Origin of the sequence: Streptomyces sp. A 4/2, from assembly GCF_940670765.1 — a bacterium.
In the GTDB taxonomy this organism is placed as follows: domain Bacteria; phylum Actinomycetota; class Actinomycetes; order Streptomycetales; family Streptomycetaceae; genus Streptomyces.
Map to the genome: position 1 here is coordinate 196371 of NZ_CALNVW010000007.1, position 20514 is coordinate 216884.

Here is a 20514-nt window from a genome sequence, read left to right on the forward strand (position 1 = left end):
TGATGTCCCAGACGAACCTGGCCGCCTGCCCCAGCTGCGAGGAGCCGCTGGAGCCGGGCGACTTGTTCTGCGGCGCGTGCGGATACGACCTGTCGGCCGTGCCCGAACCGCCGGACGACCGGCCCGCGTCGGCCGTCGGCGGTACCGGCCCCGCGCCGGGTGTGGCCTGGCCGGACGCCGCGGAGGGGACCGGCACGGGCGAACCCGCCCCCGTACAGACGGCGGGCGATGTGCCCGGTGTGGCGTCGGACGGGAGCGAACTCCCCCCGGTCGTACGGTTCGACGGGCCTCCCTCGCCCGCGGAGTACGCGCTGCCCGCCCCGGACCCCGCAGCGGCAGCCGCCGCGTCCGCCCCGCCCGAGGGCACCAAGGTCTGTGTCGCCTGCCGCACCGGCCGGATCGACGACGACGGCTACTGCGAGAACTGCGGCCATGCGCAACCCCGTGAGCGGGACCACATGGAGGAGGAGCTGGACGCGGTCGCCGCGGTGAGCGACCGCGGACTGCGCCACCACCGCAACGAGGACGCGTTCGCGGTGTCCTCGGCGGCGCTGCCCGACGGTTCACCGGCCGTCGTCGCAGTCGTCTGTGACGGAGTGTCCTCGGCGACCCGCCCCGACGAGGCGTCGGCCGCCGCAGCCGCCGCGGCCAAGGACGCGCTGCAGACCTCCCTGCCCGCGGGCGTGCACCCGCAGCAGGCGCTGCACGAGGCGATCCTCGCCTCGTCGGAAGCGGTCAACTCACTGGCTGCCGGGCCCGACCGGGCCATGGAGCACGGCCCGCACCACCATCAGAACGCCCCGGCGTGCACCCTGGTCGCCGCCATCGTGGCGGGCGGGCTGCTCGTCGTCGGCTGGGTCGGGGACAGCCGTGTCTACTGGGTGCCCGACGACCGCACGGCACATCCGTCCCGGCTCACCGAGGACGACTCCTGGGCCGCGCAGATGGTGGCGACGGGGCTGATGAGCGAGGCGCAGGCGTACGCCGACGAGCGCGCCCACGCCATCACGGGCTGGCTCGGCGCCGACGCGTACGAACTGGAGCCGCACACCGCTTCCTTCAAGCCGGACCGGCCGGGAGTGGTGGTGGTGTGCTCCGACGGCCTGTGGAACTACGCGGAGTCGGCGGAGGAAATGACACAGGTCGTTCCGGCCGACGCGAGCGTCCGGCCGCTGCACTGCGCACAGGTGCTCGTCGGCCACGCGCTCGACGGTGGGGGCCACGACAACGTAACAGTGGCCGTTGTGCCGTTCCGCGTGCCCGCACAAGGGGCAGGATCCGCCTGCACGGCGTGAAGAGGGCTTACATACGTGCACTTGTTGTGATTGCCGTTCATTTGTTGTGATTGCCGCGTTGTTCGTCAAGGAGCCGATCAGATGGCCAACTTCTCCAAGTCCAACGTGCCGCAATTCTCGGTCGACGTGTACCAGAACGAGTTCCTGCCGGAGGGCGGGCGCGACGTCAACGCGATCGTCACGGTCACCTCGACCGGGGGCGGCACCAGCGGCGGCACCCTCACCGGGCCGGGCGTTCCGTCCCCCCGGCTGCCGGGGCAGGCGCCGGGCTCCGCCGTGGTGATCATGGTGGACTGCTCGGGTTCGATGGACTACCCGCCGACGAAGATGCGCAACGCCCGCGACGCGACGGCCTCGGCCATCGACGCACTGCGTGACGGCACCGCGTTCTCCGTGGTGGCGGGGACCCATGTGGCCAAGGACATCTATCCGGGCAACGGCCGTCTGGCCACCGCTGATCCGCAGACCCGCGCCCAGGCCAAGGAAGCGCTGCGCAGGTTGAGCGCGGGCGGCGGTACGGCGATCGGCACCTGGCTGCGGCTCGCCGACCGGCTGCTGAACTCCGCGGACGGCCCGTACGACGCGGCGGGCGTGCCGCCGATCCGGCACGGCATCCTGCTGACCGACGGCCGCAACGAACACGAGTCGCCCGAGGACCTGCGGGCGGCGCTCGACGCCGGGGCGGGCCGGTTCACCTGTGACGCCCGCGGGGTCGGCACGGACTGGGAGGTCAAGGAGGTCACCGCCATCGCCTCGGCGCTGCTCGGCACGGCCGACATCGTGGCCGATCCGGCGGGCCTGGCCGCGGACTTCACGCAGATGATGGAGACCGCGATGGGCAAGGAGATCGCGGACGTGGCGCTGCGCCTCTGGACACCCGTCGGCGTGGAGATCAAGTTCGTCAAGCAAGTGGCCCCCCGGGTGGAGCAGTTGACGGACCGTCGCACGGAGGTGGGACCCCGGGCCGGGGACTATCCGACCGGCTCGTGGGGCGACGAGTCCCGCGACTACCACGTGTGTGTGCAGGTCCCCGAGGCGGGCATCGGCCAGGAGATGCTCGCCGCCCGCGTCTCGCTCGTGCTGCCCGACCCGTCCGGCGGCGCCCCGCAGACCCTGTCGCAGGGGCTGGTGCGGGCGGTGTGGACGGACGACATGGTGGCGTCCACCTCCATCAACCCGCAGGTGGCGCACTACACCGGCCAGGCCGAACTGGCACAAGTCATTCAACAGGGCCTTGATGCCCGCAAGTCCGGCAATCTGGACGGCGCCACGGCCAAGCTCGGCCGCGCGGTACAGCTGGCGGCGGTCTCGGGCAACCAGGACACCGCGAAGCTGCTCGCGAAGGTGGTGGACGTCGTCGACGAAGCGACCGGTACTGTGCGACTGAAGGCAAAGGTCGCGGAGGCGGACGAGATGACCCTCGAAACGCGCTCCACGAAGACAGTTCGCGTGAAGAAGTAGAAGTAGAAGAAGTAAGAGAAGCAGCGAGAAGTAGCCGCTGCTGCAACAGGTGCAGCAGAAGCAGCAGAAGCAGCAGAAGCAGCAGAAGTAACATTTTGCGGCCTTCGGGCCGGATGAGGAGAGGGGGAAGCGACTCCATGCCGACCTGCCCGAACGGACACCAGTCGGGATCCGACGACTGGTGCGAGGTCTGCGGCCACCGCATGGGCGCCGTGCCGCCGCCTCCCCCTCCGCCCCCGCCGTACGCGGGACCCGGCGGACCCCAGCAGCCGCCCCCGCCGCCGCAGGGAGGGAATCCGGCCGCCGCTTACGGCTACCCGCCGGACCCCACGGCCCAGGCGGAGATCTGCCCGCAGTGCCGTACGCCGCGCGAGGCCGGTGCGCCGTTCTGCGAGGAGTGCCGGTGGAACTTCCTCACCAGCACCGCGACGTCGTACACCCCGGTCGCCCCGAATCTGCCGCCGGGCTTCCAGTCCCAGCAGCAGCCGCCGCGGCCTCCGGACGCGTTCGACTACCAGAGCTCGCGGCCCTCGCAGGTGAACCGCCCCGCCGAGCCGCTGACGAACGACCCGTCCCGGCGGCAGGGTCCTCCGCCGCCGCCTCCGTACCAGCAGCAGCCGGGCCCTCCGCCGCCGCCGTCGTTCGCCCAGCCGCCGCGCGCGCCGCAGGCTCCCCAGCAGCCCCAGCAACCTCAGCAGCCGAGCGCGGACGACTGGCTGCTGCCCCCGCCGTCCCAGGCGCAGCCGCCGCAGGGGCCTCCCCGGTCACAGCCCCAGGGTCCCGGACCGCAGGGTCCCGGACCGCAGGGTCCCGGACCGCAGGGGGGCGGTCCCCAAGGCCCCGGTCAGCACGGTCCGGGTCAGCACGGTCCGGGTCAGCACGGTCCTCAGCACCCGCCGCAGGCCCAGCACCCGCCGCAGGCCCAGCAGCAGCCGCAGGCTCCACAGCCGCCGCAGTCGCAGAGCTGGTCCGCCACCGTCGGTCCGGACCGTGAGTACTTCATGGCGATGATGCAGCGCAGCGGCCCCGAGGCCACCGGCCTGAATCTGCCCGCCTACTCCCCGGAGCAGCAGCTTCCGCTCACCGGCAACCAGATCACCATCGGCCGCCGCAGGCACTCCACGGGCGAGTCCCCCGACATCGATCTGGCCGTCCCGCCGGAGGATCCCGGGGTCTCGCACCAGCACGCGGTCCTGGTCCAGCAGCCCGACGGCTCCTGGGCCGTGGTCGACCAGAACTCCACCAACGGCACCACGGTCAACGGCGCCGAGGATCCGATCCCGCCCTACGTACCGATCCCGCTCGAAGAGGGCGACCGGGTGCACGTGGGTGCCTGGACCACCATCACGATCCACCGGGCCTGACGGCCGGCAGCCGGGAAGCGGGGGGTACGAGCGGCCAGGCGTACGGCCCTTCGGGGTCGTCCAGCCAGGCCCATTCGTGCCCCCCGCTGACCGTCACCCCGTACCGCTCCCGCGCGGGGCGCTCCTCCCGTTCCCAGAGGGAGAACGCCTCGACCGGGTCCAGGCTCCCCGCGGTCAGTGTGAGCAGGAAGCGGAAGAGTCCGTTCTCCAGCACGCTGGGCGGCAGTCCTCCACTACGCAGCGGCGGCTCGTCGCCCCCGCCGCCCCGCAGCGGCACGAAGTAGGCGGGCGTGTCCAGGAACCGCCCCTGCGCGTACTCCGTGTCCTGCACCTCCAGCACGATCAGCCCGGTCGACAGCGGCGCGAGGATCCGCGCCCCCGGCCTGCACTGCGCGAGCCAGGCGCGGGGCACGGACGGGAGCGTGCAGGTGGCGATGATCCGGTCGAAGGGGGCCTGCGCCGGGCAGCCCCGGGCCCCGTCGCCGGTGACGACGGCCGGTGCGTACCCGGCGGCCTCCAGGTGACCGCGGGCCGATTCGGTGATCTCCGGATCGAGGTCGACGGTCGTGACCAGAGAATCTCCCAGCCGATGGGCCAGCAGAGCGGCGTTGTACCCGCTGCCCGCCCCGATCTCCAGGACGGCGTTCCCGTCCCGCACGTCCAGTTCGTCGAGCATCCGCGCCATCAGCGAGGGCTGGCTGCTGGACGACACCAGCTCGCCGTCCCGGACGCGGATGGCCAGCGGCTGGTCGGTGTAGACCCCCTCCAGCCAGCGTCTGCGCCGCTCCGGGTCCGGGTCCTCGCTCCAGAGCCGCTCGCGGCGCCACAAGCCGTCCGCGAAGTAGTACGGCACGAAGAGGTGTCTCGGCACCTCTTCGAACGCCCTGCGCCAGGCCGGATCCGCCAGAGCACCGCCCTCCGCGATCTCCCGCACCAGCGCCGCCCGCAATTCCCGGTCTGCGCCCATGTCTCCACTGTGCTGCGTGCGGGGCCGGGAGGCGAACGGTCACGGTGCCCGGCGAGGACCGGCGGCGGGTCCTAGGACCACCGGCCTCCGTCGCTCCGTCTGAGACCATGGAGGGGTGACAGAGATCCCGCGCGGCACGCTTCAGGAGCAGACCTTCTACGAGCAGGTCGGCGGCGAGGAGACCTTCCGGCGACTGGTTCACCACTTCTATCAGGGCGTCGCCGGCGATCCCACGCTGCGCCCCATGTACCCGGAGGAGGACCTCGGCCCGGCCGAGGAGCGGCTCGTGCTGTTCCTGATGCAGTACTGGGGCGGCCCCCGCACCTACAGCGACAACCGCGGCCACCCCAGGCTGCGGATGCGTCACGCCCCCTTCAAGGTCGACCGGGCCGCCCACGACGCCTGGCTCAAGCACATGCGGGCGGCGGTCGACGAGCTGGGCCTGGCCGAGGAGCACGAGCAGCAGCTGTGGAAGTACCTCACGTACGCGGCGGCTTCGATGGTCAACAGCGACGGCTGACCGCGGCCACCCCACCGGGCCTGCGAAGAGTGACCGGGGCCTGACCTCCGCGTCACCGGAATTACGGAATCCGGTGCCCTGTACCCGGAATCCGGTCACAATCCAATGAAGGTGGCCCCTCAGGCGTTTTCCCGTCCGCCCGCCCTCTGACAGCATCCGGAAAGGTTCGGGGGCGGGATCGGGGGAGCAGGGTGACGGGGTTCGTCTTTCTGCGGGTGCGGGCGCACCGGCTGCTGTTGGCAGCCGCGTTGCTGGCCGTCCTGCTGACCACTTCGGTGCTGGCCACCCTCACCGTTTTCTCCGGCTCCATCGGCGACGCCGGGCTGCGCCACTCGCTGCTCACCCGCGACGCCACGCGCGCCACCCTGGTCGTCCGGGCCCAAGTGCCGCCCGGCCAGGAGCAGTCGGCGGCCACCGCGGTGCGCAAGCACGCCGAGCGGACCTTCGACGGGCTGCCCGTCACCGTGCGCACGCTCGACGGGTCGGGGCCGTACGCGCTCCCCCGCAGCGTCCAGGAGCCCGCCGCCCGCAGCGGGGACCCGGACCTCACGCTCTTCGCCGCGATCGACCGCTCGCGGGTGCGGCTCTCCTCGGGGGCCTGGCCGCGGGCCACCGGCAGCGGTCCCGTCGAGGTCGCGCTGCCCGAGGTCGCCGCCAAACAGCTCGGGCTGCGGACCGGGGCGAGGCTCACACTCGACGACCGGCTGCACACCACCAAGAAGGTCGCCGTCCGTGTGACCGGCGTGTACCGGCCGGCCGACCGGACCGATCCGTACTGGCAGCTGGACGGGCTGGGCGGGCGCGGCATGCGGACCGTCGACTTCACCACGTACGGCCCGCTGCTCACCGACCCCGCCGTCTTCACCGCCGGGCGGGTCACCTCCAGTGAGACCTCCTGGCTGGCCGCGGGCGACTTCCGGAAGATCACCACCAGCCGGATCGGCGCCCTGACCAAGGCCGCGCGGAGCGGCCCCGAGGCAGTCGGCGCCGACCCGGCCCTGGGCGGCCAGGCGACCGCGTCCACCGCGCTTCCCGAGGTGCTCGACCAGGCAGGGCGGGCCCTGCTGGTGGCCCGCTCCACGCTGCTGATCGTCGCGTTGCAGCTGGTGCTGCTCGCCGCGTACACGCTCCTGCTGGTGGCCCGGCTGCTCAGCACCGAACGGGCGGGCGAGACCGAGCTGCTGCGGGCCCGTGGCGGCTCCCGGCAGCGGATCGCCGCGCTCGCCGCGCTGGAGGCGCTGCTGCTCGCGGTGCCCGCCGCGGTCTGCGGCCCGCTGCTCGCCGGTCCGCTGACCCGGCTGCTCGCCGGGCAGGGCGCGCTGGCGCGGGTCGGGCTACGGCTCGACTCCGGCGCCACCGGCTCCGTGTGGCTGGTGGCCGCGGCGGTCGCGCTGGGCTGCGCGGCTGCCGTCATCGCGCCCGCGCTCTCCGCGGGCCGGTCACGGCGCGGCCGGGCGAACGTGCTGCCCGCGCCGGTACGGGCCGGGGCCGATATCGCCCTGCTGGTCGTCGCGGGCGTCGCGTACTGGCAGCTGGACCGGCAGACCTCGGGCAGCGGAGCGCTCGGCGGTGACCGGCAGGGAAAACTCGGTATCGACCCGCTGCTGGTGGCGGCCCCCGCGCTGGCGCTGCTCGCGGGCACCGTCCTGACGCTCCGGCTGCTGCCGCCCGCGGCCCGGCTCGCCGAGCGCCGCGCGGCCGGTGGCCGGGGGCTGCCCGCCGCCCTCGCGGGCTGGCAGTTCAGCCGCCGTCCGGCGCGGAACGCGGGCCCGGTGCTGCTGCTCGTCCTCGCCGTGTCGATGGGCATCCTGGCCGTGGGCCAGGGCGCCTCGTGGCAGCGTTCGCAGGCCGACCAGGCGGATTTCCGGGCGGGCGCCCCGATCCGGGTGCTCGGCTCCCGTACGGATCCGCTCGGCCAGGCCGGTACGTACAGCTCACTGCCCGGCGTACGCGATGTGGCGCCCGTCTCCCGTTCGTCCATGGAGCTCTCCGGGAACCGGACGGCGACGGTACTGGCCGTGGACAGCGCTCATGCCCCGGACCGGCTGATGCTCAGGGGCGACCTCGCCGACGAGCCGGCGTCCGGGCTGCTCAAGAACATCACCCCGCCCGCCACGGCCAGGCCGGGCGTGCTGCTGCCCGCCGACACCGGGCAGTTGGCGCTGGGGCTGCGCCTCACCTCCGACGGCGCCCCGCACGGCAGGTCCCCGGCAGGGCTGAGCACCGCGGTGACCGCGATCGTCGAGGACCGCTTCGGGCTGCCCTACCGGCTACAGATCGGTGATCTGCCGGCCGACGGGCGTCGTCACACGCTCACCCTGGACCTGCTGAAGGCGGCCGACGCGCCCGAGGGGAAGCCCGCAGGGCCGTTCGCCCTGACCGGTCTGGAGACCGATCTCCCGCAGCCGGTCACCGGCGAGACCCACCGGCTCTCGGTGGACGGGCTGCTGGCGGTGCGCGCCGGCGGCGGGGCGCAACCGGTCACCGTCCCCGGCGCCGCGCACTGGCAGGGGGTGCTGTCGGTGGCCGGAGCGACAATGCCGGAGCCGGACGAGAAGCTGCGGCCCGCCGCTTCGGCGGACGGCCCGCTGACCGTCAGCTACTGGACGGGCGCACTGGACGATCCGAACGACGAGTTCCTGCAGACCCCCGAGGTCACGCTGCGGCTCACGGTGGTGCGTCCGCACCCCGGGCAGCTCAAGGCCGTGGCGACGGACCGGTTCCTGAAGTCCGCAGCCGCCCGGACCGGGGACAGCGTGGACGTACCGCTGGGCGGCGAGACGCTCAAGGTGCGGATCGTGAAGTCGGTCCGCGACCTGCCGACGACCGGCGCGGGAGCCGTGGACGGATCGGGCGAAGCCCTCGGCGGGGCGCTGCTGGTCGATCTGCGCGCCGTCAACGACGTGCTCGCCGTGGGATCGGACGGCATCGCGACGCCCACCGAGTGGTGGCTGTCGACCGAGCCGGGCAAGGAGGCGCGGGTCGCCGCGGCGCTGCGGAACCGGCCGGACGTCGACCCGGAACAGATCGTGGCCCGCGACGACATCGCCGACGAGCTGGTGGGCGATCCGCTGGGGGCGGGGCCGCAGTCGGCGCTGGCCGCTGCCGCGATGGTCGCCGCAGCACTCGCCGCGGTCGGCTTCGCGGTCGGCGCCGTCGGCTCGCTGCGCGAACGGGGCCAGGAATTCTCGTTGTTGCGCGCGCTGGGTGCCCCGCGCCGTCAGCTGGCGCGGCTGATCGCCGTCGAGCAGGGCGTGCTGCTCGCACTCGCACTGCTGGTGGGGCTGGTGCTGGGCACGGTACTGACCAGAGCGGTGGTCCCGCTGATCGTGCTGACCGGGCAGGCCGCCCAACCGGTGCCCCGCGTCCTGGTGGAACTGCCGGCCGGGCGGATCGCTCTTCTGCTGGCGGGGATCGTGGCCGTCCCGCTGCTGGTCGTCGCCGCCATCGCGCTGCGCCGCGGCGACCCGGCGAGGGACATGCGCCACCAGGGAGGCAACTGACATGCGCGCACGAGGCGTTGGGCGGGCCGTCGCCCCCTGGGTCAGGACCCGGCTGCGCACCGCACCGGGTGGAGCCGCCGCGCTCGCCGTGCTGGTGCTGCTGACGGCCTGCCTGGCCGCCGCGTTCCCGCGCGCCGTGGACACGTACGAGGACGACGGGCTGCGCTCCGCGGTGGCCTCGGCCGGGCCCGACCGCAGCGCCCTGCGGGTGAGCGCGCCGCCGCCGGGAGTGCTGACCGCCCCCGCCGAACGGGACCGCATCCTGCGCCCCGCCTCGCTGGCCGGCCTGGACCGGGACGTCCGTGCGCGCATCCCGGCCGAACTGGCCGTGGACCGCGCCCAGTCGTCGTACGGCTTCCACACCACCGAGCCGCTGGAGACCCTGGACAGCTGGCTGCCGCGCCCCTACGGACTCCCCGCGAAGGTCACCGTCACCGACCAGTCCGACCTCGCCCGGCACGCGAAGGTCGTCGCGGGGCGGCTGCCGAGGACGAACGGCCAGGTGTCCGCGGCCACCCGTGAGGTGGAGGCCGCCGTCACGCCGGAGACCGCGAAGAGCCTGCACATCGAGGTGGGTTCGGTGGTGCACTCGCAGGCCGTACCGAGCGGCACGGTGGCCTTCCGGATCACCGGGTTCGTGCGCCCGCTGCGCCCGTCCGGCAGCTACTGGTCGGTGAATCCGGTGCTGCGCACCCCGGAGCTGGACCTGAAGCCGGGCAACGACCCGGTGCCGCCCAAGTTCTGGCAGGGCGGTCTGCTGCTCGCGCCGGGGGCCGCGCCCGTCCTCCAGTCGACGCCGGGCAACCCGGAGTTGTACTGGAACCTGGCACCCGTCTCCACCCATCTCACCGCCCGCCGGCTGGCCGCTCTGACCTCGGCCGTCGCCTACGTGGAGGGCGGCCCCGGCCTGCTGAAGCTGCGCGACACGGTGGACGATGCCACGGAGGCGTCCACCGATCTGGACGACATCCTCCACGCGTACACGCTGACGCGCTCCACCATCGGCCCGGTGATCGCCGTCGCGGCCTTCGGGACCGGGACGGTCGCCGCCGTGGTGCTGCTGATGGCGGGCGGGCTCGCCACCTCGCGCCGCCGGGCGGAGCTGTCGCTGCTGCGCTCCCGGGGCGCCTCGCTGCGCGGCATCGGGGGGCGGCTGTGCGCGGAGACGGCCGTGGTGGCGTTGCCCGCCGCCGCGCTCGGTCTCGGGGTCGCCGTCCTCGCCCTGCCGGACGCCCGGCTGTGGCCCGCGCTGACCGGCGCCGGAGCGGTCGCCGTGGCCGCCTGCCTGACGCTGCCGCTGCGCGCGGTCGTGGCGCACCGCAGGCCCCAGCTGAACGCGGGCCGGGACGACGTCGTACGCGCGCGGCCGTCCCGGCGGCGCACGGTCGCCGAACTCACCCTGCTCGTCCTGGCCGTCGGCGCGGTCGTCGCCCTGCGCCGGCGGGGCACCGGAGGCGCCGACGAGCTGGTCAGCGCGGCCCCGGTGCTGGTCGGGGTCGTGGCGGCGCTGGTGCTCGTACGGCTGTATCCGCTGCCGCTGCGCCTGCTGGCCGGTCCCGCGGGACGGCTGCGCGGCCCGGTCGGCTTCCTGTCGCTGGCCCGCGCCGGACGTTCGTCGGCGGGCGGCGCCCTGCCGCTGCTCGCCCTGCTGACGGCGCTGACGACGGCGGCCTTCGGCGGCTCGGTGCTGGCCGGGATCGCGCACGCACGCGACCAGGCGGCCCTGCTGTCGACCGGCGCGGACGCGCGGGTGACGGGTGAGGGGCTGCTGCCCGGCGGGCTGGCCGCGAAGGTCGCGGCCGTGCCCGGCGTACGGTCCGTGGCGCCGGTCCGTATCGAGTACGACGTGGCCGTGCCGGGCGACGGGAAGCCCGTACCGGTCCTGGGGGTGACCCCGGACGCCTACGCGGCGCTCGCCCGCTCCACCGGCATCGGGCCCTTCCGCGCCGACCTGTTGAAGCGCCCGGACCGCTCCGCGCCGCTGCCGGTGATCGTCTCGCCGGGTACGGCCGCACGGCTCGGCACCCGGCCGCGCGAACTGGTCGTCGCCGGGTACCACATCACCGTGCGGGTGGCGGCGGTCGACCGGCGCACCCCGGTGCTGCCGGACGGCGATTTCATGGTGCTCGATCTGGCCGGTCTCGGCAGGCGGGTGCCGACCACACTGATGGTCAGCGGCCCGTCCCTCGACGCGAAGGCCCTGCGGAGCGTGGTACGTACCGCGCAGGAGCAGGCGTACGTACAGGTGCGTACCGAGGTGCGGGCGAAGTACTCCGACTCCCCGATGCAGTCCGGCGCTTCGCGGATCTACCGGGCGGCGGTCGGCGCCGGGGCGGGGTACGCGGCGCTCGCGCTGCTGCTGTCGCTGCTGCGTACGGCTCCCGAGCGGGCCGCGCTGCTGGCCAGGCTGCGCACGATGGGGCTCACCCGGGGGCAGGGCCGCAGGCTGCTGGTCCTGGAGGCGCTGCCGCACGCGCTGCTCGCGGCGGCGGGCGGGGCGCTCACCGGCTGGGCGTCGGTGCGGCTGCTGGCGGCGGGCGTCGATCTGAGCGGACTCGCCCTGGCGTCCGACGGGGCTTCCGCGGCGGGCGGCGTACAACTACGGGCAGACGTCTGGTCGTTGGTGCTTCCGGCGGCCGGGGTGGTGCTGCTCGCGGCCGGGGTGGCGGCGTCGCAGGCCTGGTGGACCGGGCGCAAGGGATCGATCAGCGAACTCAGGGCAGGAGACGCGCGATGACGGGAACATCCACCGGATCTTCCACCGGGCCGTCCGGTGGGCCTTCCACCGGAGCTTCGAAGGGAGCCGCCGGTTCCGCCGTCGGTTCCGGCGCCGCGGCCTCCCCCGGCGCGTCCGGTGGGACGACGCTCGCCGAGCTGGAGCGCCGGGCCGCGGCCCGGCGGGACCGGCCCGGTTACGGCCATGACGCGCTGATCGCCTGCGACCGGCTGGTCCGGATCTTCAGTACGGACGGGGTGGAGGTCCAGGCCCTCCAGGGCCTCGATCTGCTGGTCACCGAGGGCGAGTTGATGGCCCTGGTCGGCGCGTCGGGCAGCGGCAAGTCGACGCTGATGAACATCCTGGCGGGCCTCGACGTGCCGACCGCGGGTGCGGCGGCCGTCGCGGGCTGCGACCTGCTCACCATGGACGCGCGGGCGCGGCTGCGCTACCGCCGTGACGTGGTGGGGTTCGTGTGGCAGCAGACGGCGCGCAATCTGCTGCCGTATCTCACCGCCGTCCAGAACGTGGCGCTGCCGATGCAGCTGCGCGGCCGTTCCAGGAAGAAGGCCGAACGCGCGGAGCGGCTGCTGACGATGCTGGAGGTCGCGCACTGCCGCGACCGCCGCCCGCAGCAGATGTCCGGCGGGGAGCAGCAGCGGGTGGCCATCGCGGTGGCTCTCGCCAACGAGCCGTCGGTCCTGCTGGCGGACGAGCCGACGGGCGAGCTGGACTCGCACACCGCCGAGCAGATCTTCGCCGCGTTCCGCAAGGCCAACGAGGAGCTGGGCACGACGATCGTGATCGTCACCCATGACCAGGCGGTGGCGAGCGAGGTACGGCGGACGGTCGCGATCCGCGACGGGCGCACGTCGACGGAGGTGCTGCGCCGCACCCAGGTGGACGCGGCGACCGGCGAGGAGTCGGTGGTGGCCCGCGAGTACGCGATGCTGGACCGCGCGGGGCGGCTCCAGCTCCCCGCCGAGTACACCGAGACGCTGGCGATGCGGGACCGGGTGGCGCTGGAGCTGGAGCAGGACCACATCGGGGTGTGGCCGGACACCCTGTGAGCCGGACACCCTGTGAGCCGGACAGCTTGTGAGCCGGGTGCCCCGTGAGCCGGACACCCCATCGACCGAGCGCCCCGTGAGCCGCGCGCCTCGCATGAGGTCTACTTCTCGAACGCGCCCCGGTCCCACCGGGCCTGGACCTCGTCGAGCGCGCGGCGGATGCCCCCGGTGGCCACGGAGCGCGCGCCGAGCGCGGACAGTTCCAGCCGTGGAGCGGTCAGCAGCCGGGGCCGCAGCCGCCGTTCGATGGCAGCCAGCAGCGGCGCGCCGCACTGCGAGACGCCACCGCCGATGACGATCAGGTCCGGGTCGAGTACGAGCGCGGCGACGGCGATCCCCCGCGCGAACCGGCCCGCCACGCGTTCGACGGTCCGGGTGACCGCCGCGTTGTCGCCCCGGGAGGCCGCCGCGAAGAACGTACCGGCGTTGACCGTCTGGTCGGGGGTGGTCAGCGCGCGGCGCAACTCCTCGTCGCCCGCGCGCTCCGCCTCGGACACCGCCAGCTCGACGATGGCGGCGGCCCCGACGAGCCGCTCGAAGGCGCCCATCCGCTCCCCCTCCCCCTCGCCCTCGTTCCCGCCCGCGCCGGACCGGGGCACCGGCGGTTCGTCCGCATCCGGCGGCATGGCCAGATCGACGAAGCCCAGCTCGCCCGCGCCGGAGGCGCCGCCCCGGTGGAGCTTCCCGTCGATGACGATGCCGAGACCGATACGCGCGCCCCACTGGACGAAGACGGAGTGCCGGGTCCCGGCCGCCACTCCGGTCCAACTCTCCGCCAGCGCACTGAGGTTGGCCTCGTTGTCCAGGTAGACCGGGCAGTCGAACCCCGCGCGGATCTCCTGGCCCACCGAGAGGCCCGCCCAGCCGTGGATGCTCGGCGCGAGGGTCACGGTGCCCTCGGCCTCGTCGACGATGCCGGGCGTGCCCACCCCGACCGACCAGATGTCGGACCGCCGTAGTCCGGCCCGCTCCAGCGCCTCGTCGGTGCAGCGGGTGATCGCCGCGAGGACATCGGCCGCGGCCCAGGAGCCCGACCCCTTCTCGACCTTGTGATCGGCCACGGCCCGGCCCGCGAGATCGGCGACGCACACCCGTACGTTGTGCGGACCCGCGTCGATGCCCAGCACATGGCCCCGCTCGGCGCAGAAACGCACCCGCTGGGCCGGACGTCCCAGCCGGCGTTCGGGCTGGTCGGACTCGGCGACCTCCTGGAGCCAGCCCGCCTCGGTCAGTGAGGCCACCGCGCGGGCGACGGCGGGGCGGGACAGCCCGGTGCTCTCCATCAGTTCGGACAGCCGCAGGGATGCGGCGACCCGCAGCTGTTCGAGCACCACCCGCTCATTGATCCGCCGGAGAACGTGCGGCCCGGTGGCCGCTTCGCTGGACGTCAACTCTGCCCCCTTGGCAGGAACAACCTCATAACAGGAACAACCTCATCGCAGGCACAACCTCATCGCAGGAACGACCTCGTGACAGGAACGACCAACCTCATGGCAGGCACAACCTCTTGACAGGGACACCCCGGTGAACCATCTTAACGAACCGTCCGTTAGTAACTCTCCCCCGTCACAAGGCTCTTGCCCCATCTGCTCCTCCCCCATCTCTCTTCCTGCCAGCGGCACCACCAGGGCCCGCTGGACCCCGCAGAATCGAGGGTTCTCATGCGTCCCTTCCGAACCGCCGCCGTCGGCGGGCTCGGGCTGGCCCTTGTGGTCGGCATGTTCGGCAGCGGCCCGGCAACGGCATCCGCCGCCGCACCGGCCCGGCCCGACCGCCCCGCGTTCTCCACCGCCGCCGCACGGGGCGTGGTCGACCGGATGATCCCCGGCTGGTCGTCGAAGATCGAACTGGGCACCCTCGCCCCCGCGCCGTCGGGCAAGGAGCAGTACCGGATCGGCCGCGACAAGGGCGAGGTGCTGATATCCGGGAGTTCACCGAGCGCGCTGCTCAACGGCGTGGGCCAGTACCTCAAGTACACCGCGCACCGCGACATCTCCTGGTCGTCGGACGCCTCGGCCGAACCCCTGGCCGTGAAGGGGAGGCCCCCGCTTCCCGCGTCGACCGTCACCCGTACGGCCAATGTCTCGCACCGGGTCCTCTCCAACGACACCGCTGACGGCTACACCAACGCCTACTGGGACTGGGACCGTTGGCAGCGTGAGATCGACGTGGCGGCGCTGCACGGCATCAACGAGTTCTTCATGCCGGTGGGCATGGAGGCGGTGTACCAGCAGACGATGCGCCAGTTCGGTTACTCGGAAGCCGAGATGCGGGCCTGGATCCCGATGCCCGCGCACCAGCCGTGGTGGCTGCTCCAGAACATGTCCAACTTCACCTCGGACCAGGAGAGTCAGGCGCTGATCGACTCCCGTGCCGCGCTCGGCCGGAAGATCGCCGACCGGATGCGCACGATGGGGATGGAGCCGGTCTTCCCGGGCTACTTCGGTACGGTCCCCTCCGGCTTCGTCGCGAAGAACCCCGGAGCGGCGGTCGTCCCGCAGGGAGACTGGAGCGGCACCCGGCGGCCGGACTGGCTCGACCCGCGCACGGCGGTGTTCGGCAAGGTGGCGGCGGCCTTCTACCGCTCCCAGAAGCAGCTCTTCGGTGACACCGGCGCCTTCAAGATGGACCTGCTGCACGAGGGCGGGAAGGCGGGCACGGTCCCGGTGGGCGACGCCGCGAAGGCGGTGCAGAGCGCACTGGACCTGGCCCACCCGGACGCCACCTGGGTGATACTCGGCTGGCAGAGCAATCCGGGAGCGGCGCTGCTCAGCGGGGTCGACCGGTCGCGGATGCTCATCGTCGACGGCCTGACGGACCGGTACGCCGACTCCGACGCGACAGCCGACCCGAACAAGCTCTTCGGCGGCACCCCGTACGCGTTCGGAGCGATCTGGAACTTCGGCGGCCACACGACGCTCGGCGCGAACACCGGCGTCTGGAACAAGCGGTTCTTCGCCCAGCTGGACCGGCCCGGTACCGCGCTGGACGGCATCGCCGTACTTCCTGAGGCCAATGACAACAACGACGCCGCGTTCGAGTTCCTGACCGAGCTGGCCTGGCAGCCCGCCGCGCCCGACCAGGCCCAGTGGTTCAGCCGGTTCGCCGACGCGCGTTACGGGGCCGATCCGCACGCCGAGGCCGCCTGGAAGATCATCTCCGGTACCGCGTACTCCCTTCCCGCGGACGGCTGGAGCGAGGCCCAGGACGGACTCTTCGGCGCCGCGCCGAGCCTGACCACGACCAACGCCGCGGCCTGGTCGCCGGACGCCATGCGCTACGACCCGGTCGCCTTCGAACGGGCCCTGGACGAACTGCTGCAGGTCTCCCCCGCGCTGCGCGGGAACGCGCTCTACCAGTACGACGTCGTCGACGTGGCCCGGCAGGTCCTCTCCAACCGCAGCCGGTCCTGGCTTCCGCAGATCAAGGCCGCGTACGACGCCAAGGACCGACCGCTGCTGAAGAAGCTCTCCCAGCAGTGGCTGGGCTCGATGAGCACCCTGGACGCCCTGCTCGGCTCACGCCCGGAGTTCCAGCTCGGCGGGTGGCTGAAGTACGGCTCGGACGCAACCACCACCGCCGCTGACAAGGCGGCCGTCCAGCGGGACATGCGGTCGCTCATCACCAACTGGGGCGGCCGTTCGGGCGTGGACGCCGGACTGGGCGACTACGCGAACCGCGAGTGGTCCGGGCTGGTCGGGGACTACTACCTCGGCCGCTGGCAGCAGTACTTCCGGTCGCTGGACACCGCGCTGGCCCAGGGCACCGCTCCGGCCGCCATCGACTGGTACACGGTCGGGGAGGACTGGATCGCGAAGAGGACGCCGCTGCCCGCCACCCCGTCCGGAGACCCGGTCCGGCTGGCGACCGCGCTGCGGGACCAGCTCCGCAAGGACGGTCTGGCCGACCGGGTGACACTCAAGACGGCCAGCCCCTACCTGGACCCGGCCAAGCCGCTCACGGTGACGGCGACGGTCCGCAACGGCAACGGGCTGACGTCCACCGACCGGGTCAGCGCGGTGCTGACACCGCCCGCGGGCGTACGGCTGACGACCCCCGCCACCGTGACCACCGGCCGGATCGCCCCCGGCAAGTCGGCCACGCTCAGCTGGACGGTCCGCGCGGACAGCGCGCCGACCACCCCGACGGTCCGTCTGCGCGCCGCCGTGTCCGTCACCCACGCGGGCAGCACGACGGCAGCGGTCGCCGGCGTCGACACCCCGGTGGCCGCCGCGCCGAAGGCCGGTACCGACTATCTGAGCGATCTGCCGTTCATCGACGCGCAGGGCGGATACGGGCCCTGGGAACGGGACACGAGCAACGGTGAGGAAGCCCCCGGCGACGGCCACACCCTGACCATGCTCGGTACCACCTACGCCAAGGGTCTCGGCACCAACTCGGACGCGACGGTGACGTTCTACCTCGGCGGTCAGTGCTCGTCCTTCTCCATGACGGCGGGCATCGACGACGACATGCGCGGCGCGGACAAGGATCCGCGGGTCACCGTCTCGGTGCTCGGCGACGGCACGTCGCTGGGCCGCAGCGGGGAGTTGAACAGGACGGCCCCGCTCTGGCAGCCCACCGTGGACGTCACCGGCGTCCAGCTGCTGACCCTGCGGGTCGACAAGGTGAAGGACGTCAACTGGTACGACCACACCGACCTCGCCGACGCGAAGGTGGTCTGCGCGTGACGCCCCGGCCCCACCTGTAGCACCCGCGAACCGTACGGCCGCCCGCTCACGCCGGGGTGACGCTCAGCCCTCCCAGGGCCGACGCGCTCCGGACGGCGGTCGAGCCGTACGGGGTGCGCAGCCGCAGCCAGGAACCCGCGCCGAACAGCGCGAACGGCTCGTCCCGCCCGGTCTCCACGGGGCGCTCCGGTACGGCGACCCGTACCGGGCGGAGGAACCCGAGCGACTGGGCGGCGTGCAGCGCACGGACCGGCAGCCCGGTGTCGCCGACCGGCCGGGACCAGATCTCCCGCCCGATCCGGTCGAGTTCTGCGCGGGTGCGCAGCTCGGCGGTCAACGCCTCGGTACGGGTGCGGAATTCGGCCACCACGGCCGCGACCGCGGCGCGCAGCGCGTCGGGCGACGGCAGCCCCGGGAGCTGCTGCCAGCCCCCGCGCGGCGGCAGCACACCGGCCCACGGCGGCCCGGTGACCGCGCCCGGGACCGTGGCGGTACCGCCCGACTCGTCGACGGACTCCAGGAGTTCACCGGCGGAGACGGTGACGTCCAGTTCGACCGGGATCGCCAGCCGGGCCGTACGGACGGCCAGCACCTCGAAGGAGGGCGGGCGGCCGAAGACCGCCAGCCCGTGCTCCGTACCGCTGCCTGCCGTACCGCTGCCTGCCGTACTCCTGCCCGTGCCGCCGTCGGCCCGCGCCTGCAAGCGCACCGCGGCGGCCCGGTCGTAGTGGATCAGCCGGGCCAGGAAGGCGGCGAGATCCGCCGCCTCCCCCGCGTCGGCGAAGGCCAGGCGCGCCGTCATGCGGCGAGCGTTCCCGGCTCGTCCAGGTACCCCTGGAGGTAGGACTTCTCCTCGGCGGTGATCCGCCGCGGACGCTGCGCCTCCAGGTTGTACGGGACGACGATCGTCGACGCCCTGACGTACACCTGGTCCGGGTCCTTCACCTCGTAGGCGATGGTCAGCGAGGCAGCGCCGATCTTCGTCACCCAGGACTCGACGGTCACCGGCTCGTGCCGGTGGACCAGCGGACGCACGTAGTCGATCTCGTGCCGGGCCACCACGGACCCGCCGGAGAACGACGGCGAGCCGTCCCCCGGCGCCAGCCGGAACATGAAGTCGATCCGCGCCTCTTCCAGGTACCGCAGGAAGACGACGTTGTTGACGTGCCCGAAGGCGTCCATGTCCGACCAGCGCAGGGGGCAGGAGTAGATGTGCCGCACGGTCAGCCTCGCGTCAGCTTCTTGTACGTGGCACGGTGCGGGCGGGCCGCGTCCGCACCCAGGCGCTCGATCTTGTTCTTCTCGTACGACTCGAAGTTGCCCTCGAACCAGTACCACTTGGAGTCGCCCTCGTACGCCAGGATGTGCGTGGCGACGCGGTCCAGGAACCAGCGGTCGTGGGAGATGACCACGGCCGCACCGGGGAACTCCAGGAGCGCGTTCTCCAGCGAGGACAGGGTCTCGACGTCGAGGTCGTTGGTGGGCTCGTCGAGGAGCAGCAGGTTGCCGCCCTCCTTGAGGGTCAGCGCCAGGTTGAGGCGGTTGCGCTCACCACCGGAGAGGACACCGGCCGGCTTCTGCTGGTCCGGACCCTTGAAGCCGAACGCGGAGACGTACGCCCGCGAAGGCATCTCGACCTGGCCGACGTTGATGTAGTCCAGCTCGTCCGACACGACCGCCCAGAGGGTCTTCTTGGGGTCGATGTTGGCGCGGCTCTGGTCGACGTAGGAGATCTTGACCGTGTCGCCGACCTTGATGGCCCCCGAGTCCGGCGTCTCCAGGCCCTGGATCATCTTGAACAGCGTGGTCTTGCCCGCGCCGTTCGGGCCGATGACACCGACGATGCCGTTGCGCGGCAGCGTGAAGGACAGGTCGTCGATGAGGACCTTGTCGCCGAAGGCCTTCGAGAGGTTCTCGACCTCGACGACGATGGAACCGAGCCGCGGGCCCGGCGGGATCTGGATCTCCTCGAAGTCCAGCTTCCGCATCTTGTCCGCCTCGGCTGCCATCTCCTCGTAACGGGCGAGACGGGCCTTGGACTTGGTCTGGCGGCCCTTGGCGTTGGAGCGGACCCACTCCAGCTCTTCCTTGAGCCGCTTGGCGCGCTTCTCGTCCTTGCGGCCCTCGACCTTGAGGCGGGTGGCCTTCTTGTCGAGGTACGTGGAGTAGTTGCCCTCGTAGGGGAGCGCACGGCCGCGGTCGAGCTCAAGGATCCACTCGGCGACGTTGTTCAGGAAGTACCGGTCGTGGGTGACGGCGACGACCGCACCCGGGTACTTCGAGAGGTGCTGCTCCAGCCAGTTCACCGACTCGGCGTCCAGGTGGTTGGTGGGCTCGTCGAGCAGCAGCAGGTCGGGCGCCTCGATCAGCAGCTTGCAGAGCGCGACGCGGCGCTTCTCACCACCGGAGAGGTTGACGACAGGCCAGTCGCCGGGCGGGCAGCCCAGGGCGTCCATGGCCTGTTCGAGCTGGGCGTCGAGGTCCCAGGCGTTGGAGTGGTCCAGGTCCTCCTGGAGCTTGCCCATCTCTTCGAGGAGCGCGTCGGAGTAGTCGGTCGCCATCAGCTCGGCGACCTCGTTGAAGCGCTTGAGCTTGCCCATGATCTCGGCGGCGCCGTCCTGGACGTTCTCCAGGACGGTCTTGCTCTCGTCGAGCAGCGGCTCCTGCATGAGGATGCCGACGCTGAACCCGGGCGAGAGGAACGCGTCGCCGTTGGAGGGCTGCTCAAGGCCCGCCATGATCTTCAGCACCGTGGACTTACCGGCACCGTTGGGGCCCACGACACCGATCTTCGCACCGGGCAGGAAGTTCAGGGTGACGTCATCGAGAATCACCTTGTCGCCGTGCGCCTTACGCGTCTTGCGCATGGTGTAGATGTACTCAGCCAAGAGAAACCGTCCGGCAATCGATGTGTGGGCAGATACACC

The 20514-nt window shown here is 72.7% G+C and carries 13 protein-coding genes; 8 read left to right on the forward strand and 5 right to left on the reverse strand.

Features of this window, described 5'->3' with window-relative positions; genetic code table 11:
* Positions 1-2: 2 nt before the first annotated feature.
* The 3 genes from NBY69_RS04830 to NBY69_RS04840 all read left to right on the forward strand — a co-directional run bounded on the left by NBY69_RS04830 (position 3) and on the right by NBY69_RS04840 (position 4120).
* The gene (locus NBY69_RS04830; RefSeq protein ID WP_250298469.1) at positions 3-1295 is read left to right on the forward strand and encodes a PP2C family serine/threonine-protein phosphatase; all 1293 of its coding nucleotides are present in this window, start codon (positions 3-5) and stop codon (positions 1293-1295) included.
* Between the two features lie 81 nt (positions 1296-1376).
* Positions 1377-2756 carry a VWA domain-containing protein gene (locus tag NBY69_RS04835; protein WP_250298470.1) on the forward strand — a complete coding sequence of 460 codons (1380 nt, stop codon included), beginning with the start codon at positions 1377-1379 and terminating at the stop codon, positions 2754-2756.
* 137 nt (positions 2757-2893) lie between these two features.
* The gene (locus NBY69_RS04840; protein WP_250298471.1) at positions 2894-4120 is read left to right on the forward strand and encodes an FHA domain-containing protein; all 1227 of its coding nucleotides are present in this window, start codon (positions 2894-2896) and stop codon (positions 4118-4120) included.
* Here NBY69_RS04840 and NBY69_RS04845 read toward each other — a convergent pair.
* The gene (locus NBY69_RS04845; protein ID WP_250298472.1) at positions 4101-5087 is read right to left on the reverse strand and encodes a methyltransferase domain-containing protein; all 987 of its coding nucleotides are present in this window, start codon (positions 5085-5087) and stop codon (positions 4101-4103) included. The two genes, NBY69_RS04840 and NBY69_RS04845, sit on opposite strands and share 20 nt — an antisense overlap.
* A gap of 115 nt (positions 5088-5202) precedes the next feature.
* Here NBY69_RS04845 and NBY69_RS04850 point away from each other — a divergent pair, with 115 nt between their 5' ends.
* From NBY69_RS04850 to NBY69_RS04865, 4 genes are all read left to right on the forward strand, one after another.
* On the forward strand, positions 5203-5607 hold the full coding sequence (locus NBY69_RS04850; RefSeq protein ID WP_250298473.1) for a globin: 405 nt from the start codon (positions 5203-5205) through the stop codon (positions 5605-5607).
* Positions 5608-5798: 191 nt separating this feature from the next.
* Complete coding sequence (locus NBY69_RS04855; RefSeq protein WP_250298474.1) at positions 5799-9110, forward strand: FtsX-like permease family protein; 3312 nt, start codon at positions 5799-5801, stop codon at positions 9108-9110.
* A 1-nt stretch (position 9111) separates the two neighbouring features.
* The gene (locus NBY69_RS04860; protein WP_250298475.1) at positions 9112-11847 is read left to right on the forward strand and encodes an ABC transporter permease; all 2736 of its coding nucleotides are present in this window, start codon (positions 9112-9114) and stop codon (positions 11845-11847) included.
* Positions 11844-12896 carry an ABC transporter ATP-binding protein gene (locus NBY69_RS04865; RefSeq protein WP_250298476.1) on the forward strand — a complete coding sequence of 351 codons (1053 nt, stop codon included), beginning with the start codon at positions 11844-11846 and terminating at the stop codon, positions 12894-12896. Before NBY69_RS04860 ends, NBY69_RS04865 begins: the two co-directional genes overlap by 4 nt.
* Before the next feature lie 101 nt (positions 12897-12997).
* Here NBY69_RS04865 and NBY69_RS04870 read toward each other — a convergent pair whose 3' ends face one another.
* Entirely contained in the window at positions 12998-14287 is a 1290-nt protein-coding gene (locus NBY69_RS04870; RefSeq protein ID WP_250298477.1) for an ROK family transcriptional regulator, read from the reverse strand.
* Between the two features lie 270 nt (positions 14288-14557).
* Here NBY69_RS04870 and NBY69_RS04875 point away from each other — a divergent pair, with 270 nt between their 5' ends.
* A complete protein-coding gene (locus NBY69_RS04875; protein ID WP_250298478.1) occupies positions 14558-17587 on the forward strand; it encodes an alpha-N-acetylglucosaminidase TIM-barrel domain-containing protein in 3030 nt (1009 codons plus the stop codon).
* A 46-nt stretch (positions 17588-17633) separates the two neighbouring features.
* Here NBY69_RS04875 and NBY69_RS04880 read toward each other — a convergent pair whose 3' ends face one another.
* Genes NBY69_RS04880 through ettA form a run of 3 tightly spaced genes read right to left on the reverse strand, consistent with a single transcriptional unit; the run spans position 17634 to position 20475 of the window.
* Positions 17634-18389, reverse strand: coding sequence for a hypothetical protein (locus tag NBY69_RS04880; protein WP_250298479.1), 756 nt, complete (start codon positions 18387-18389; stop codon positions 17634-17636).
* On the reverse strand, positions 18386-18808 hold the full coding sequence (locus NBY69_RS04885; protein ID WP_266643141.1) for a thioesterase family protein: 423 nt from the start codon (positions 18806-18808) through the stop codon (positions 18386-18388). Before NBY69_RS04885 ends, NBY69_RS04880 begins: the two co-directional genes overlap by 4 nt.
* Before the next feature lie 2 nt (positions 18809-18810).
* Entirely contained in the window at positions 18811-20475 is a 1665-nt protein-coding gene (gene ettA / locus NBY69_RS04890; RefSeq protein WP_250298480.1) for an energy-dependent translational throttle protein EttA, read from the reverse strand.
* Positions 20476-20514 lie beyond the last annotated feature (39 nt).

Bases quoted from the DNA above. Each gene is read 5' to 3' on its own strand.
- NBY69_RS04830 (WP_250298469.1), top strand. From the start codon at position 3: ATGTCCCAGACGAACCTGGCCGCCTGCCCCAGCTGCGAGGAGCCGCTG.
- NBY69_RS04835 (WP_250298470.1), top strand. From the start codon at position 1,377: ATGGCCAACTTCTCCAAGTCCAACGTGCCGCAATTCTCGGTCGACGTG.
- NBY69_RS04840 (WP_250298471.1), top strand. From the start codon at position 2,894: ATGCCGACCTGCCCGAACGGACACCAGTCGGGATCCGACGACTGGTGC.
- NBY69_RS04845 (WP_250298472.1), bottom strand. From the start codon at position 5,087: ATGGGCGCAGACCGGGAATTGCGGGCGGCGCTGGTGCGGGAGATCGCG.
- NBY69_RS04860 (WP_250298475.1), top strand. From the start codon at position 9,112: ATGCGCGCACGAGGCGTTGGGCGGGCCGTCGCCCCCTGGGTCAGGACC.
- NBY69_RS04865 (WP_250298476.1), top strand. From the start codon at position 11,844: ATGACGGGAACATCCACCGGATCTTCCACCGGGCCGTCCGGTGGGCCT.
- NBY69_RS04875 (WP_250298478.1), top strand. From the start codon at position 14,558: ATGCGTCCCTTCCGAACCGCCGCCGTCGGCGGGCTCGGGCTGGCCCTT.
- NBY69_RS04880 (WP_250298479.1), bottom strand. From the start codon at position 18,389: ATGACGGCGCGCCTGGCCTTCGCCGACGCGGGGGAGGCGGCGGATCTC.